Source organism: Rhodococcus sp. NPDC058532 (genome assembly GCF_042719255.1).
Lineage (GTDB): Bacteria > Actinomycetota > Actinomycetes > Mycobacteriales > Mycobacteriaceae > Rhodococcus_G.
The window spans coordinates 196005-210743 of sequence record NZ_JBHXNU010000006.1 but is presented as its reverse complement, the minus strand read 5'-3'; the positions used below and the strand labels follow the sequence as shown (position 1 = coordinate 210743).

Sequence of the window (14739 nt, the reverse complement as noted above, 5' to 3'; positions counted from 1 at the left end):
CCCTAGGACACGTCTTCCCTCCGATGCTCCTGCGCGACGACCCGTTCCAGCGCGCGCAGATCCGTCTCCAGCTGCCGGAACAGCCAGTACGCGCAGATGAACGCGATGATCGCCCCGACGGACAGCACCCGGACGGCGCCGATGACCTGGCCGATCTGGTCCGGGTCAAGGAAGGTCACGCCGGCGACCGCGACCAGCGGCACCGACGCCGCGACCGCGAGATAGCGGGTGCTGCGCCGGTCCAGGCCGCGGAGATTGCGATCGTCGTCGCTGCTGGTGATCCCCAGCGGCAGCAGCACCGGATACAGGTAGCGGACGGCGTAGAACGCGACGAAGAAGAACGGGTAGGCGACCGCGATCGCACCGCACACCAGCAGTGACCCGAGGAAATGCACGTACGCGCGGGCCGGAATGCCACCCGCGACCACCTGCAGCGCGATCGGGTAGGCGAGTCCGGCGATCGCCCACAACCCGAACACGACGACCGCGATCCGGTCACCGAGCAGGAGGGTGTCGGTGCGCGCGCGGGCCAGGGTCGCGGTGTCGTATCCGCGGCCCTTCCGCAGCCCACGCGGAACGGTCAAGGGGTACCGGCACAGGAACAGCAGCACGATCGCGCCGGTCGGGAACGCGATCGCGTTGATGACGAACTGGATCTGCTCGAAGTGCCGCTGCGCGAGCGGAGCAAGGGTGTCGATGATCAGCGTCTTGTTGTGGTGATAGTTGTAGGCACCCGCCAGCGCGTTCGGGATCACCCCGGCGGCGATTAGGATGGGCACCGCCCACCGCTGCAGCGCCCGGCGGTGCCTGCTCGGCGGCGGGTCGACGAGGTCGCGGGCGTGCGGGTCCAGGCACAGCCTGCACTGGCGGGCCAGCTCGATCCCGCTCGGCCAGCGCCGGTCCGGGTCGGGGTCCAGGCAGGTGAGCAGGATGCGCCGCAGCGTGGCCGGGCAGTCCGGAGGAAGGGCAGCCCCGGCATCGGGCCCGACACCGGCCTCGCGGGCCGAGATCATCCGGTCGAGCGCATCCGGGGCGGCCGAGTCGACGTCGGGGAACGGCCGGTGCCCGGTGAGCAGTTCCCACAGCACGACACCGAGCCCGTAGATGTCGCTGCGGGTGTCGAGGTCGGCGGCGGCGGCGGGCCGGGCCGGGTCGCAGGCCCGCAGCTGCTCGGGGGACATGTAGGCGAGCGACCCCCCGAAGTAGGCGACCGGGCTGGTGCCCGTGAGCCGATCGCTGAAGCTGATGTTGAAGTCGGCGAGTTTCGGGACTCCCTCGGCGGTCAGCAGCACGTTCGCCGGTTTGACGTCGCGGTGCAGAATGCCGTGCCTGCCGGCATGGTCGAGTGCCTCGGCGAGCCTGCGCCCGATCCACGCGACGGTGTCCGGCCACGACAACGCCGCGATCTCGTTCCGGACACTGGAGTCGGTGGGCCGGAGCTCGCCCTTCGCGTCGAGGGTCGCGTCGATCGCGTCGAGCAGCAGTGCGCCGGACCGCCGCGTTTCCGGGGTCTCGCGGACCCGCCGCAACACCCCGAGCAGCGTGCCCCCGGGCACGTACTGCATGTACAGCAGCTTCATCCCCAGGTCGGGGACGAGCCGCTGGTCGAAGACCCGGACGATGTAGTCGTGGTCGAGTTGCGCGAGGGTCTGCGGTTCGGTGCCGTGGTCGCGGGAGATCTTCACCGCGACCAGCCGCTGCAGGGACCGCTGCCTGGCAAGGAATACCCGCGCGAACGCGCCGCGTCCGAGCGCGACGAGCAGGTCGAAGTCGTCGATGCGGTCGCCGACGTCGAGGTCGTCGATGGTGCGCCGGTCGCCAGCCGGCGCGGTCACGGTCTGCGCGTCGCCGGGGTGCGCGGGGTCCCGGGCGGTGCCGGTCAGCAGGTCCTCGAGGTCGGCGGACCGATCGAACATCTCCCGGGAGTACTCGTTCGCGCACTCGGTGTCCGGCGCGTCCGTCGATGCGGTCGCGTCGGGTGCGGGTCGGTGCTGGCGTTTGGTCATGGCGGCTGCCCCGTCGCCGCGGATCAGTGCGGTGGGTTGCGGCGAGGCTGCCTTCCAGGATATCCCCGGGGACGGGACGCACTTCCGGTCATGGTTCCCGGGTTCGGGCGGGCCCGCCGAGGATCACGGTCACGACGACGGCCCGCACCATGCCGAGCGCAACGAGCACCCACGCGGCGAGCGCGACCCAGAACCAGTGCGTGCCGACCGCCTCGACGAAGGGCAGGTGGTTGGCGCGGCCCAGGTACATTCCGGCGACCGAGTACATGCCGAGCGGGAAGACCACACTCCACAGGGTCGGCTCGTAGCGGAGCGGGATCCGGTGGAGGGCGTGCCGCCACACCCCGGCCGCGACGAGGACCGGGATCAACCAGGTGGCGAACGACCAGAACATCACCGACAGCCCGGCCGTGACCCCGCGGGTCACCGCGACCATCGGGGTGTCCGCCATCTCGACGACGCGGGCGCCCGCGACAACGGTGATCGCGACGGCGCCCATCGCGACCCAGTACGGCGGGTCCAGGTCCTCCGGTCGCAGCGGGTACAGCATGGCGCGCAGCGCGACGAACACCGCGCAGGCCGCGTACAGCACGACCCCGAGCGACCACGCCCCGATGGCGAGGATCGACAGGTAGTCGCGATGCGCGGGCAGCGCCTGTTCGAGACCGGCCGCGACCACCGAGATCGACTGGCTGGCGACCACCCAGATGAACCAGGTCCCGTTCGCGGTGTCGAGCATCGGGCGGTGCCGGTTGCTCAGGACCGCCGTCCACGGGACCACGTAGCCGAGCAGGATCCACACCAGCACCGACACGGTCAGCAGGGTGGTCGCGAGACCGATGTGCCCGGTCCCGACCAGCGCCGCGCCGAGGACGTTGGTCGCGGCGATGAACGTGAAGAAGCCGAACGCCCGGGACGGGTCGTGGAAGTCGTCGGACATCCGGTGCCGGAACCCGACGAACCGCCAGATGTTCAACACGAGTAGGACGGCGTAGAACACGACCGCAATCCAGAAGAGCACCGCGGCCAGTTCGGTGAACCCTCGCAGTTGCGCGCCGATGCACACGATGCCGGTCGCCATGACACCGGCGAAGTAGCCGGGGGTCAGCTCGGCGACGCGGCGCAGCCGCCCACCCGCGGGCGGTGGCGTGGTCAGAACGGCCACGGCGGCAGGACCGGCAGCCCCGGCCGCGTCGGCCTGCCGATCAGCCAGGCAAGCAGCTCCGGTCGCGGAAGGTCCGGTGCCGCGAGGTCCGCTGCGACCGCAGCGAGTTCCGGCAGCTGGGTCGCGAGCGTCGACTCGACGAACTCGGCGGGCCAGTCGGCGTAGCCGTACCCGACGTCGAGGTCGAGGTGATGGATCTCCAGCTCCCGCCACCGGAACACTGGGAGGTCGCGGGCGGTGATCGGCTTGCGCCACCGTACCGGGGTGTCGTGCCGGTCGGGGCTGAGCGATCGGAGGTCGGCGGCGAGCCTGCGGCCCGCGAAGCGGAGGTCGGCGGCGAGCAGGTCGACCGGCCGGTCCGCGCCCTCCTCGATCGCGGCCGCGCGCGCGTCCGGGCCGCCGGGATACATCTCGCGGGGGGTGCCGTCCGCGACCCCGAGCGTGAACCGGCGCAGCCCGTCGGCGTTGCGGGCCAGGTGCGTCACCACGTGCCCGCGGGTCCAGCCAGGCAGCGCGGATGCCCCCCGCGCATCCTGCTCCGTCAGGGCGGACACGGCCCGCTCGAGACGTTCCTGGGATCGGTCGAGCTGGTCGAGGACCTCCGGATGGGACAGCATCATGCTCGCCGACAGTAGCGGCCGCGGAGGACAACAGTGGGGACATCGGAACCATCGCGTCGGACCGCGCGTTGGACAGGTGGAGACGTGCGCCGACCCGCGCGTGCTGACGGAGATCACCGGTGCCGTTCGCGGTAATCTTTTGTTGTCCGGTGAGCAGCCGGAACGCCGGCGCACCGAGCTCGACCCGAGCTGGAAGGCTCGGCCGGAACTGGAAAGGACTGGCCCGAAGCGGCTGAACCTGTATGAATCGCAAGACAGTGTTTCGCAACCTGGCGATCGTCGCCGGCATCCTGCTGATCATCTATGCGTTCAGCTACTTCGGCAACGACACTCGCGGGTACACGAGTGTCGACACCTCGGTGGCGATCGCGCAGTTGGACGCAAAGAACGTCACCGACGCGCAGATCGACGACCGGGAACAGCAGATCCGCCTGACCCTCAAGCAGGGCAACGAGGACACGGACAACGCGACGCAGATCATCGCGAAGTACCCGAGCGCCGCGGCCGAACAGATCTTCACCGAGGTCCAGCAGGCCGGTCTCGAGAAGTACAACACGAAGATCACCCAGCAGGGCTGGTTGTCGCAGATCCTGCTGTTCGTTCTTCCGATGGTGATCCTGCTCGGCCTCTTCATCTTCGTGATGGGCCGGATGCAGGGCGGCGGCCGCGGCGGCGTGATGGGCTTCGGGAAGTCGAAGGCCAAGCAGCTGTCGAAGGACATGCCGAAGAACACGTTCGCCGACGTGGCGGGCGCCGACGAGGCCGTCGAAGAGCTGTACGAGATCAAGGACTTCCTGCAGAACCCGGCCCGTTACCAGGCGCTCGGTGCGAAGATCCCGAAGGGCGTCCTGCTGTACGGCCCGCCCGGCACCGGCAAGACGCTGCTGGCCCGCGCGGTCGCCGGTGAGGCCGGGGTTCCGTTCTTCACGATCTCCGGCTCGGACTTCGTCGAAATGTTCGTCGGTGTCGGCGCCTCCCGGGTCCGCGACCTGTTCGAGCAGGCCAAGCAGAACAGCCCCTGCATCATCTTCGTCGATGAGATCGACGCCGTCGGCCGACAGCGTGGCGCGGGCCTTGGCGGCGGGCACGACGAGCGCGAGCAGACCCTCAACCAGTTGCTCGTCGAGATGGACGGCTTCGGGGACCGCACCGGCATCATCCTGATCGCGGCGACGAACCGCCCCGACATCCTCGACCCCGCGCTGCTGCGGCCGGGACGCTTCGACCGCCAGATCCCGGTCAGCAACCCGGACCTGGCGGGCAGGCGGGCGATCCTGCGGGTGCACTCGCAGGGCAAGCCGCTCGACCAGCATGCCGACCTGGAGGGCCTGGCGAAGCGCACCGTCGGCATGTCCGGCGCCGACTTGGCCAACGTCATCAATGAGGCGGCGCTGCTGACCGCCCGTGAGAACGGCGCGGTGATCACCGAGGCCGCTCTTGAGGAGTCGGTGGACCGGGTCATCGGCGGTCCGCGGCGCAAGAGCCGGATCATCAGCGAGCACGAGAAGAAGATCACCGCGTACCACGAGGGCGGTCACACCCTCGCCGCGTGGGCGATGCCGGACATCGAGCCGATCTACAAGGTGACGATCCTGGCCCGCGGCCGTACCGGCGGGCACGCGATGACCGTCCCCGAGGACGACAAGGGTCTGATGACCCGCTCGGAAATGATCGCCCGCCTGGTGATGGCGATGGGCGGCCGTGCCGCCGAGGAACTGGTGTTCCACGAGCCGACGACCGGCGCGTCCTCCGACATCGACCAGGCCACCAAGATCGCGCGCGCGATGGTCACCGAGTACGGCATGAGCGCGAAGCTCGGCGCCGTCCGCTACGGGCAGGAGGGCGGCGATCCGTTCCTCGGCCGCTCGATGGGGCAGCAGTCGGATTACTCGCACGAGGTGGCGCGGGAGATCGACGAGGAGGTGCGCAACCTGATCGAGGCCGCGCACACCGAGGCGTGGTCGATCCTCAACGAGTACCGCGACACCCTCGACGTGCTGGCCGCGGAGCTGCTCGAGCACGAGACGCTGACCCGCAAGGACCTGGAGAAGATCTTCACCGGCGTCGAGAAGCGTCCCCGGATCACCGCGTTCAACGACTTCGGCGACCGGATCCCGTCCGAGAAGCCGCCGATCAAGACCCCGCGTGAGCTGGCGATCGAGCGTGGGGAACCGTTCCCGGAGGAGCCGGTCCGCACCCCGACGTTCGCGAACCGGGACGCGGCTCCGTCGGCGGTGCCGCCGCAGCCGGGTGTGCCGCAGGCCGGCGCGCCGCAGCCGCCGCAGAACGGCTACCAGGTTCCGCCGGGCGGCTACCCGGCGTACCCGCCGCAGCAGCAGCCCCCGCAGGGGTCGATGCCGGACTACGGTGCGCCCGCCGGATGGTCCGCGCCGGGCTGGCCCCCGCGCGGCGAGGCCCAGCACACCAGGCCGGTCGGGAACCCGTACCCGGAGCCGGTGGAGAACCCGTACGCCGGGTATCCGCAGTGGAATCCGCCGCCGCAGCCGCCCCAGGCGCCGCACCAGGGCGCCCCGGCCGAGGAGCAGGATCCCTCCACGCAGCGGTGGGACGGACCGAACGGGCAGCAGTAGATCGCTGCGCACTAGTGTTTGCACCGCCCGTCGCGGACGGGCGGGGACGCGGTTGGAACGAAGTGGAGGTGCGATCAGGTGTCGGTTCGTCAACTCGGCGGCGCGGAAACGAATGAGGCGGACGAGGTGCTGCGGTCGGTCGGGTCCGGTCGTGCCTTCGACCAGGCGCGGGCCGAGGCCGCCGTGCGGGAGCTGCTGATCGCCGTCGGCGAGGACCCGGACCGGCCCGGGCTGCTGGACACGCCCGCCCGGGTGGCGCGGGCGTACCGCGAGGTGTTCGCTGGCCTCTACACCGAGCCCGACGAGGTGCTCAACACCACCTTCGACGAGGGTCATCAGGAGCTGGTCCTAGTCCGGGACATCCCGATGTACTCCACCTGCGAGCACCACCTGGTCTCGTTCCACGGTGTCGCGCACGTCGGCTACATTCCCGGCTCGACGGGCCGCGTGACCGGCCTGTCGAAACTGGCGCGGGTGGTCGACCTGTACGCCAAGCGTCCGCAGGTGCAGGAGCGGCTGACCAGTCAGATCGCCGACGCGCTGGTGCGCAAGCTGGATCCGCGTGGCGTGATCGTCGTGGTCGAGGCCGAACATCTGTGCATGGCGATGCGCGGCATCCGTAAGCCGGGCGCGAGCACCACAACGTCGGCGGTCCGGGGGATCTTCCAGTCCAGCGCCGCCTCGCGCGCCGAGGCGCTGGATCTCATCGTCCGCAGGTGACCATGCTCCCGACACCGGGTCGCTGCGCCGTGATGGGGGTGCTCAACGTCACGAGCGACTCGTTCTCCGACGGCGGCCGCTACCTCGACCGCGATGCCGCGGTCGCGCACGGTCTGGAACTGCGCAGGCTGGGTGTGGACATCATCGATGTCGGCGGTGAGTCGACCCGGCCGGGAGCGCAGCGCGTCGACCCCGAGGTCGAGGCACGGCGGGTCGCGCCGGTCATCGCCGACCTCGCCGCTGAGGGCATTCCGGTCAGCGTCGACACGATGCGGGCGTCGGTGGCGGAAGCGGCGATCGAGGCGGGCGTGAGCGTCGTCAACGACGTGTCCGGGGGTCGGGCCGACCCGGCGATGGCATCGGTACTCGCCGATGCCGGGTTGCCGTGGATCCTGATGCACTGGCGGTCCGCGGGCGAGTACGTCCACGCTGGCGGGGTGTTGCACTACGGGGATGTGGTCACCGAGGTGTGCGACGAACTGATGGGGTCGGTGGACTCCGCGGTCCGGGCGGGCGTCGATCCGTCCCGCCTGATCCTCGATCCGGGACTCGGGTTCGCCAAGACGGCCGAACACAACTGGGCGCTGCTCGGTGCGCTCCCACGACTGACCGGGCTCGGCTTCCCGGTCCTGATCGGCGCGTCCCGGAAGCGGTTCCTCGGCACCCTCCTCGCGGACCAGGGCGGCGACCGGGTGCCCGACGGGCGGGAGGTCGCGACGGCGGTGGTGTCGGCGTTCGCGGCCCGCGGCGGGGCATGGGGTGTGCGGGTGCACGACGTCAGGGCGTCTCGGGACGCGATCGCGGTTGCGCAGGCCTGGCCTGCGGCGGAGGAGGTCGACGGTGTCTGACCGGATCGAGTTGCGGGGCCTGCAGGTCCGCGGCAATCACGGCGTGTTCGACCACGAGAAGCGGGACGGTCAGGACTTCTTCGTCGACGTGACCCTGTGGCTGGACTTGGCGCCGGCCGCCGCGTCGGACGACCTCGCCGACACCTACGACTACGGCACGCTCGCGCAGACCGCCGCCGACATCGTCGCCGGGCCGCCGCGGGACCTGATCGAGACGGTCGCGGCGGAGATCGCCGACGCGGTGCTGCTGGACGCGCGGGTGAACGCGGTCGAGGTGACCCTGCACAAGCCGTCGGCGCCGATCCCGTTGACGTTCGCGGACGTGGCGGTGGTGGCCCGGCGATCCCGCAAGGGCCTGCGCGGATGAGTCGGGCGGTGCTGTCGATCGGGTCGAACCTCGGCGACCCGGTCGCGAATCTGCGGTCGGTGGTCGATGCGCTGGGGGATCGGCTGGTCGCGGCGTCCGGGGTGTACGCGACGGCGCCGTGGGGTGGGGTGGAGCAGCAGGACTTCCTCAACGCCACCCTGATCGTCGACGATCCGGACCTGAGCTGCCGTGGCTGGCTAAAGTTCGGCCAGCATCTCGAGCAGCAGGCGGACCGGGTCCGGGACGTCCGCTGGGGGCCGCGAAGTCTGGATGTGGACGTGGTGGACTGCGCGGGCACGGTCAGCGCCGACCCCGAACTGACGTTGCCGCACCCCCGGGCGCACCTGCGCGCCTTCGTGTTGCTGCCGTGGCTCGAGATCGACCCCGACGCGTCGTTGACGGTCGACGGCACCCCGGTGCCTGCGCGGGATCTGCTTGCCGCGCTCGATCCCGAGGAGATCGCCGGGGTTCGGCGAACGGACGCGAGGCTGGTGCGGTCGTGATGAACCCGACGCGAGTCCGCGACCTGGTCGGGTTGGCGCTGTTCGCGACGATCGCGACCTGGCTGTTGGTGCGCGCGTTCTACGGTTCGCTGCCGCCGATCTCGGTGTTTGCGGGAGCATCGCTCTACCCGGTGGCGTTGATTGAGGTTGTGCTCGCGTTCGTGATTCGGGCCCGCATCGAGGATCATCGGATCGGGCCCGACCGGCATCAGCTGCACCCGATCACCGCGGCGCGTGCGGTGGCGCTCGCGAAGGCATCGGCACTGGTGGGTGCCGCGAGCGCGGGCGTGTGGTTCGGTCTGCTGCTGTACCTGCTGCCGAAGCGGGCCGAGGTCGATGCGGCAGCGCAGGACATGACCGGGACCCTGGTCGGTGTGCTCGCCGGCGTGGTCCTGGTCGCCGCCGCGATGTGGCTCGAGCATTGCTGCCGGACCCCGGACGAACCGCCGGACGAACCGGCGATGTAGGTCGATCGGGTCGGGAATCGCCGCGGGCGCACCCCGGCGCCGCCGCGGGCTGCCGCTATCCTGGGGCCCATGACAGCTTCTGGTCGCGCGGGTTCGATGCGGAGGGGCAAGCGCAGCGCGAGCCAGATGATCGCGGCCGGTCTCGTGGTGCTCGCGGTGGTCGCCAGCCTGTTCCTGATCTTCAGTGACAGCGTGCAGGTGCTGCGCATCGGCCTGATGGCCGCATTGTGGGCGGCCGTGATCGGCGCCATCGCGATGACCCGGTACCGCCGGGAGTCCGCGGCGGACAAGGCGAAGATCCGGGATCTGCAGACCGTGTACGAACTTCAACTCGAGCGGGAGATCGGTGCCCGCCGCGAGTATGAGGCAGGCGTCGAGGCGCGGGTGCGCAGCGAAGTCGCCGTTGACGCGTCCGAGATCGCCGCGCTGCGCGCCGAACTCGCCGCGCTGCGTGGGAGCCTCGAGGTGCTGTTCGAGGGCCGGATGCCCGCGGACCGGGTGGCGATCGAGGCGGAGCGGTCCACGATGGGCCAGTTGTCGGCGGGTGCCGCCGCGGTACGCCCGCCGGTCCCGTTCGCGCCGAACCCCGCATACGTCGAGCCGGGCGCCGGGCCGACCTTCGCCTCGCCGTTCGACGAACCCGTGACGGCCGAGGTGTCGGTTGTCGCCGAGGACGCGGCCAGCGCCGTTACGCCTCCCGCCGACGTCCCTCCGGCGGACGCTCCTCCCGCGGACGCATCTCCCGCCGACGACGCGCTGAGTTCGCGTCGCGCACGGCGTCGCGCGGCGGAGGACCGCGGCACCGACGACGAGTCCGCCGGTGCCCATTCCAACGGGCTCTCGGTCGCCGAGATCATGGCGAACATGCAGGCCGCAACCGCGGATCCGGATGCGGCAAGGACCGGCCGCCGCAGGCGCGGGTGAGCCGTAGATCACTTTTCCGACCGTGGCGGTCGGTCCCGCCCCCCGACTATCCTCGCTGTGAACGTCCGGTACCCGCGCTGCGGGACTGGAACGAACGAGAGGAACAACGGTGACCTCATTCGAGATCACTCCAGGTGGGTCCGTCGGCGACCCGGCGCCAGCCCGATTGACGGTGGGCATCGTCTCGGCGGGACGGGTCGGCACCGCCCTTGGCGCGGCCCTCGAACGAGTCGGCCATCCGGTCGTCGCCTGCGCCGCGGTGTCCGACGCCTCGGTGCGACGCGCACAGCAGCGACTGCCCGACACCGAGATCCTGCCCGCGACCGACGTGGCGGCCCGCTCCGAACTTCTGATCCTGGCCGTCCCCGACGACGAACTCCCCGACCTGGTGCACGGCCTCGCGGCGACCGGATCGGTCCGGCCCGGCACCATCGTCGTGCACACCTCCGGCGCGAACGGGATCGGTGTGCTGGCGCCACTGGCCCGGGCAGGCGCATTGCCGCTGGCGATCCACCCGGCGATGACGTTCACCGGGCACGACGAGGACGTTGCCCGGCTGGCGTCCAGTTGCTTCGGGATCACCGCGGCCGACGAGATCGGCTACGCGATCGCGCAGTCCCTGGTTCTGGAGATCGGCGGCGAGCCGGTTCGGGTGCGCGAGGAGGTTCGGCCGCTCTACCACGCTGCCCTCGCGCACGGCAGCAACCATCTCGTCACGCTGGTGTCGGACGCGGTCGCGGCGCTGCGGGTGGCCTTGTCCGGTGACGAGTTCTTCGGCCAGCAGGCCGTCGACGGCGAGCCGAACGGGGTGGCCGAACGGGTGCTCGCGCCGCTGCTGTCGGCCGCGCTCGACAACGCCCTGCGGCGCGGGCCCGCCGCGCTGACCGGACCGGTGGCGCGGGGTGACCGTGCGGCCGTCGCCACCCACCTGCGCGTGCTCGCGGAGGTGGATCCCCAACTCGCCGGGGGCTACCGGGCGATGTCGCTGCGGTCGGCGCAGATCGCCGGGGCGGACCCGGCGTTGATCGAGATTCTGGAGGACCGATCGTGAACGGCTACACACGCGGTGAACTGACCGTGCACCGCGAACCCGCCGAGCTGACGAAGGTCACCCGCGCACTGCGCGGTGTCGGTAGGCAGGTCGCGCTCGTCCCGACCATGGGCGCCCTGCACGCGGGCCACCTGGAACTGGTGCGGCAGGCGAAGCTGCGCGGTGCGGTCGTTGTGGTTTCGATCTTCGTCAATCCGCTGCAGTTTGCGGCGGGGGAGGACCTCGACGCCTATCCGCGGACCCTCGACGCGGACCTGGAGCTGCTCCGCGGTGAGGGGGTGGAGCTGGTGTTCGCCCCGACCGCCGCAGCGATGTACCCGAACGGTCAGCGCACCACGATTCATCCGGGGCCGCTCGGGGAGGAACTCGAAGGCGCCAGCAGGCCAACTCATTTCGCCGGGATGTTGACGGTGGTGGCGAAGCTGCTGCAGATCGTGGCGCCGAACACCGCCTACTTCGGCGAGAAGGACTACCAGCAGCTGACGCTGATCCGGCAGATGGTTCGAGACCTGAACGTCGACGTCGAGATTCGCGGAGTCCCCACGGTCCGCGAGCAGGACGGGCTGGCGCTCTCCTCGCGCAACCGCTACCTGGACGAGGAGCAGCGTGCCGCGTCCGCAACGATTTCCGCGGCCCTCGTCGCAGGCGCCCACGCCGCGGCGGGCGGTGCGGACGCGATCGTCGCCACCGCCCGGGAGGTGCTCGCGACGGCGCCCGACATCGTCGTCGACTATCTCGAGGTGCGCGGTGTCGACCTCGGTCCGGCCCCCGAACGGGGTGACGGGCGCCTGCTGGTCGCGGCCAGGGTGGGAGCCACCCGGCTGATCGACAACGTCGGTGTCGCCGTCGGCACCGGATTCCTCGAACGGGACGTCGATACCCGTACCACCGGCGACGACCAGTTCGCTCGTTAGACCATTAAGGGGCAGTTCATGTTTCGCACGATGATGAAGTCGAAGATCCACCGCGCCACCGTCACGCACGCCGACCTGCACTATGTCGGCTCGGTGACCGTCGACCAGGACCTCATGGACGCCGCCGACCTGCTCGAGGGGGAGCAGGTGTGCATTGTCGACATCGACAACGGCGCCCGCCTTGAGACCTACGTCATCGCGGGAGAGCGCGGGAGCGGCGTCATCGGAATCAACGGTGCGGCAGCACATCTCGTAAATCCGGGTGACCTAGTCATCCTGATCGCCTACGGCGTGATGAACGAGCAGGAATGCCGGGATTACGACCCGCGGGTGGTGTTCGTCGACGCCGACAACCGGCAGGTCGAGCTGGGCTCGGACCCGGCGCACGCACCCGAGGGATCGGGCCTGATCACCCCGCGCATGCTGAGCACCCTCGAGAACACCTCGGCGCTGGTGTAACCGTGCTGCTGGCCGTCGACGTCCGCAACACCACCGTCTCGCTCGGGCTGTTCGCCGGAAGCGGGGAACACGCACGGCTGGAGCAGGACTGGCGCATGCGCACCGATCCGCGGATGACGGCCGACGAGTTGGCGTTGATGCTGCGCGGACTGCTCGGGGCGAAAGTCGAGCAGGTCGTCGGAGTCTCGGCGCTGTCGACGGTGCCGTCGGTGCTGCGCGAGCTGCGGGTGATGCTGTCCCGATACTGGGGTCACGTCCCGCACGTTGTCGTGGAGCCGGGGGTCCGGACCGGGGTGCCGTTGCTGGTCGACAACCCCAAGGAGGTCGGGGCCGACCGGATCGTGAACAGTCTTGCCGCCCACCATCTCTACGGCGGCCCGTGCATCGTCGTCGATTTCGGTGTCGCGACCTGTGTTGATGTCGTGTCCGACAAGGGGGAGTTCCTCGGCGGCGCGATAGCGCCGGGCCTCGAGACGTCCACCGACGCGCTTGCCTCGCACTCGGCCGCGCTGCGCAAGTTCGAGCTGGTGCGACCCCGCGCGGTGGTCGGGAAGAGCAGCGTTGAGTGCATGCAGGCCGGCGCCGTGTTCGGGTTCGCCGGGCTGGTCGACGGACTGGTCCGCCGGGTGCGGGTCGAGCTGCCCGCCTTCGCGGGCGACGACGTGACGGTGATCGCGACCGGGGACAGCGCACCCCTGGTGATGCCGGAATCCGAGACCATCGCCCATCTGGAGCGCGACCTCGCGCTTGAGGGCCTGCGGATCGTGTACGAGCGCAACCAGGCTCGACGGGCGGCGAAGCGTCCGCCCGTGGCGTGACGCGTCACCACGGACGGACCCTTTGCCGATCTCCGGTTCTGTGTCACACTGGTCGACGTGATTGCTCGCATGGCCACCCGGGAGTGTTGTCGAGGCTGACTGCCGCCTCGACTCGTTGAGGCACGTCATTTCGCCTCGGCCGATTTCACCCTCCCGGAGTCACATCCATGTCTGATCTGCATTCCCTGTCTTTCCCGTCCCCTCGGATCTCGGTGTCGCCGAGCCGCCTGAAGCCCGCCGACCTGCTGCGGATAACCGACCAGGGCGCAAGCGACGTCCTCGACGGGCGTTACGCCCCGCTGCTCCCCGAGCGCTGGTCGACCACCGAACGCTGGTCCGCCCGACTGCACGCCGACGACGATGTCGATCTTTGGCTGATCAGCTGGGTTCCCGGTGAGGCGACCGAGCTGCACGACCACGCCGGCTCGCTCGGGGCGCTCACCGTCCTCAGTGGAAGTCTCGCCGAATATCGGTGGGGTGGAAGCGAACTCAAGTACCGCACCCTCGATGCCGGGGACCAGGCCTCGTTTCCGCTCGGCTGGGTGCATGACGTCGCGCTGGCGCCGGAGGCCGACGCCGACCCGGGACCGCCGACATTGAGCGTGCACGCCTATTCGCCACCACTGACCGCGATGTCCTACTACGAGGTCACCGACCATGGCAGCCTGCGCCGCACCCGCACCGAGCTGACCGATTTCCCGGAAGGACTGTCGGCATGACCATCGACGAGATGCTCGACGACGCCCGCACTCACCTCGACCGCCTGACCGTGTTCGAACTGGCCGAGGCGCATCGGCGCGGCGCGATCGTCGTGGACATCCGGCCGCAGGCCCAGCGCGCACGCGAGGGGACGCTGCCCGGTGCGCTCGCCATCGAACGCAACGTGCTCGAGTGGCGGCTCGACCCGACCAGCAGCGCGCCCCTCGCCTTGGCCGTCGACCGCGACGTCGAATGGGTGATCGTCTGCTCCGAGGGCTACACCTCCAGCCTCGCCGCGGCGTCGCTGCGCAGGCTTGGCCTGCACCGAGCAACCGACCTGGTCGGCGGGTACCAGGCGATCAAGGCGGCCCGACTGCTCGGCGCGCTGATGGCCGAGCGGCACTGCACCCGGGAACTGGCGGCCGTATCGGCGCACTGACCCCCGGGTCGGCTCCGCCGCCGTGCGCCCGGGTCGGCTCCGCCGCCGTGCGCCCGGGTCGGCTCCGCCGCCGTGCGCCCGGGTCGGCTCCGCCGCCGTGGGGGGGGCGTGTCCCCCAAAGAGGAAGAAAGCGGAACACGGAAGAACA

At 70.4% G+C, this 14739-nt stretch carries 16 protein-coding genes; 13 read left to right on the top strand and 3 right to left on the bottom strand.

Annotated elements, in window-relative coordinates; translation table 11 throughout:
- Positions 1-2: 2 nt before the first annotated feature.
- From ACFWQG_RS10160 to ACFWQG_RS10150, 3 genes are all read right to left on the bottom strand, one after another.
- Positions 3-2006, bottom strand: coding sequence for a serine/threonine-protein kinase (locus ACFWQG_RS10160; protein ID WP_378507486.1), 2004 nt, complete (start codon positions 2004-2006; stop codon positions 3-5).
- Between the two features lie 88 nt (positions 2007-2094).
- Positions 2095-3171: a tellurite resistance/C4-dicarboxylate transporter family protein gene (locus tag ACFWQG_RS10155; RefSeq protein WP_378507485.1), complete on the bottom strand. Its 1077-nt coding sequence runs from the start codon at positions 3169-3171 to the stop codon at positions 2095-2097.
- Positions 3159-3791, bottom strand: a complete 633-nt coding sequence (locus ACFWQG_RS10150) for a maleylpyruvate isomerase family mycothiol-dependent enzyme (RefSeq protein ID WP_378507484.1) — start codon at positions 3789-3791, stop codon at positions 3159-3161. The genes ACFWQG_RS10155 and ACFWQG_RS10150 overlap by 13 nt, the downstream gene beginning before the upstream one ends.
- A gap of 242 nt (positions 3792-4033) precedes the next feature.
- Between ACFWQG_RS10150 and ftsH the strand changes: the two genes are divergently transcribed.
- The 13 genes from ftsH to ACFWQG_RS10085 all read left to right on the top strand — a co-directional run bounded on the left by ftsH (position 4034) and on the right by ACFWQG_RS10085 (position 14591).
- A complete protein-coding gene (gene ftsH / locus ACFWQG_RS10145) occupies positions 4034-6382 on the top strand; it encodes an ATP-dependent zinc metalloprotease FtsH (RefSeq protein WP_378507483.1) in 2349 nt (782 codons plus the stop codon).
- Positions 6383-6460: 78 nt separating this feature from the next.
- Positions 6461-7102 (top strand): GTP cyclohydrolase I FolE, encoded by a 642-nt coding sequence (folE, locus tag ACFWQG_RS10140; RefSeq protein WP_378507482.1) that lies wholly within the window; start codon positions 6461-6463, stop codon positions 7100-7102.
- A gap of 2 nt (positions 7103-7104) precedes the next feature.
- A complete protein-coding gene (gene folP, locus ACFWQG_RS10135; RefSeq protein WP_378507547.1) occupies positions 7105-7950 on the top strand; it encodes a dihydropteroate synthase in 846 nt (281 codons plus the stop codon).
- Positions 7943-8317 carry a dihydroneopterin aldolase gene (gene folB, locus ACFWQG_RS10130; RefSeq protein ID WP_378507481.1) on the top strand — a complete coding sequence of 125 codons (375 nt, stop codon included), beginning with the start codon at positions 7943-7945 and terminating at the stop codon, positions 8315-8317. The genes folP and folB overlap by 8 nt, the downstream gene beginning before the upstream one ends.
- On the top strand, positions 8314-8820 hold the full coding sequence (gene folK / locus ACFWQG_RS10125) for a 2-amino-4-hydroxy-6-hydroxymethyldihydropteridine diphosphokinase (RefSeq protein ID WP_378507480.1): 507 nt from the start codon (positions 8314-8316) through the stop codon (positions 8818-8820). The genes folB and folK overlap by 4 nt, the downstream gene beginning before the upstream one ends.
- Complete coding sequence (locus ACFWQG_RS10120; RefSeq protein WP_378507479.1) at positions 8820-9287, top strand: DUF3180 domain-containing protein; 468 nt, start codon at positions 8820-8822, stop codon at positions 9285-9287. Before folK ends, ACFWQG_RS10120 begins: the two co-directional genes overlap by 1 nt.
- Positions 9288-9356: 69 nt before the next feature.
- On the top strand, positions 9357-10211 hold the full coding sequence (locus tag ACFWQG_RS10115; protein ID WP_378507478.1) for a DUF6779 domain-containing protein: 855 nt from the start codon (positions 9357-9359) through the stop codon (positions 10209-10211).
- Positions 10212-10320: 109 nt separating this feature from the next.
- Positions 10321-11262 carry a Rossmann-like and DUF2520 domain-containing protein gene (locus tag ACFWQG_RS10110; RefSeq protein WP_378507477.1) on the top strand — a complete coding sequence of 314 codons (942 nt, stop codon included), beginning with the start codon at positions 10321-10323 and terminating at the stop codon, positions 11260-11262.
- Positions 11259-12176, top strand: a complete 918-nt coding sequence (gene panC / locus ACFWQG_RS10105) for a pantoate--beta-alanine ligase (RefSeq protein ID WP_378507476.1) — start codon at positions 11259-11261, stop codon at positions 12174-12176. The genes ACFWQG_RS10110 and panC overlap by 4 nt, the downstream gene beginning before the upstream one ends.
- Positions 12177-12194: 18 nt before the next feature.
- The gene (gene panD, locus ACFWQG_RS10100; protein ID WP_378507475.1) at positions 12195-12635 is read left to right on the top strand and encodes an aspartate 1-decarboxylase; all 441 of its coding nucleotides are present in this window, start codon (positions 12195-12197) and stop codon (positions 12633-12635) included.
- A gap of 2 nt (positions 12636-12637) precedes the next feature.
- The gene (locus ACFWQG_RS10095; protein ID WP_378507474.1) at positions 12638-13453 is read left to right on the top strand and encodes a type III pantothenate kinase; all 816 of its coding nucleotides are present in this window, start codon (positions 12638-12640) and stop codon (positions 13451-13453) included.
- Positions 13454-13620: 167 nt separating this feature from the next.
- Positions 13621-14172: a cysteine dioxygenase gene (locus ACFWQG_RS10090; RefSeq protein WP_378507473.1), complete on the top strand. Its 552-nt coding sequence runs from the start codon at positions 13621-13623 to the stop codon at positions 14170-14172.
- On the top strand, positions 14169-14591 hold the full coding sequence (locus tag ACFWQG_RS10085; RefSeq protein ID WP_378507472.1) for a rhodanese-like domain-containing protein: 423 nt from the start codon (positions 14169-14171) through the stop codon (positions 14589-14591). Before ACFWQG_RS10090 ends, ACFWQG_RS10085 begins: the two co-directional genes overlap by 4 nt.
- The last annotated feature ends 148 nt before the right edge of the window (positions 14592-14739 follow it).

What these genes read in the sequence shown, in the direction of transcription:
- ACFWQG_RS10160 (WP_378507486.1), bottom strand. Translation starts at nt 2,006, where the DNA reads ATGACCAAACGCCAGCACCGACCCGCACCCGACGCGACCGCATCGACG.
- ACFWQG_RS10150 (WP_378507484.1), bottom strand. Translation starts at nt 3,791, where the DNA reads ATGATGCTGTCCCATCCGGAGGTCCTCGACCAGCTCGACCGATCCCAG.
- ftsH (WP_378507483.1), top strand. Translation starts at nt 4,034, where the DNA reads ATGAATCGCAAGACAGTGTTTCGCAACCTGGCGATCGTCGCCGGCATC.
- folP (WP_378507547.1), top strand. Translation starts at nt 7,105, where the DNA reads ATGCTCCCGACACCGGGTCGCTGCGCCGTGATGGGGGTGCTCAACGTC.
- folK (WP_378507480.1), top strand. Translation starts at nt 8,314, where the DNA reads ATGAGTCGGGCGGTGCTGTCGATCGGGTCGAACCTCGGCGACCCGGTC.
- ACFWQG_RS10120 (WP_378507479.1), top strand. Translation starts at nt 8,820, where the DNA reads ATGAACCCGACGCGAGTCCGCGACCTGGTCGGGTTGGCGCTGTTCGCG.
- ACFWQG_RS10115 (WP_378507478.1), top strand. Translation starts at nt 9,357, where the DNA reads ATGACAGCTTCTGGTCGCGCGGGTTCGATGCGGAGGGGCAAGCGCAGC.
- panD (WP_378507475.1), top strand. Translation starts at nt 12,195, where the DNA reads ATGTTTCGCACGATGATGAAGTCGAAGATCCACCGCGCCACCGTCACG.
- ACFWQG_RS10090 (WP_378507473.1), top strand. Translation starts at nt 13,621, where the DNA reads ATGTCTGATCTGCATTCCCTGTCTTTCCCGTCCCCTCGGATCTCGGTG.
- ACFWQG_RS10085 (WP_378507472.1), top strand. Translation starts at nt 14,169, where the DNA reads ATGACCATCGACGAGATGCTCGACGACGCCCGCACTCACCTCGACCGC.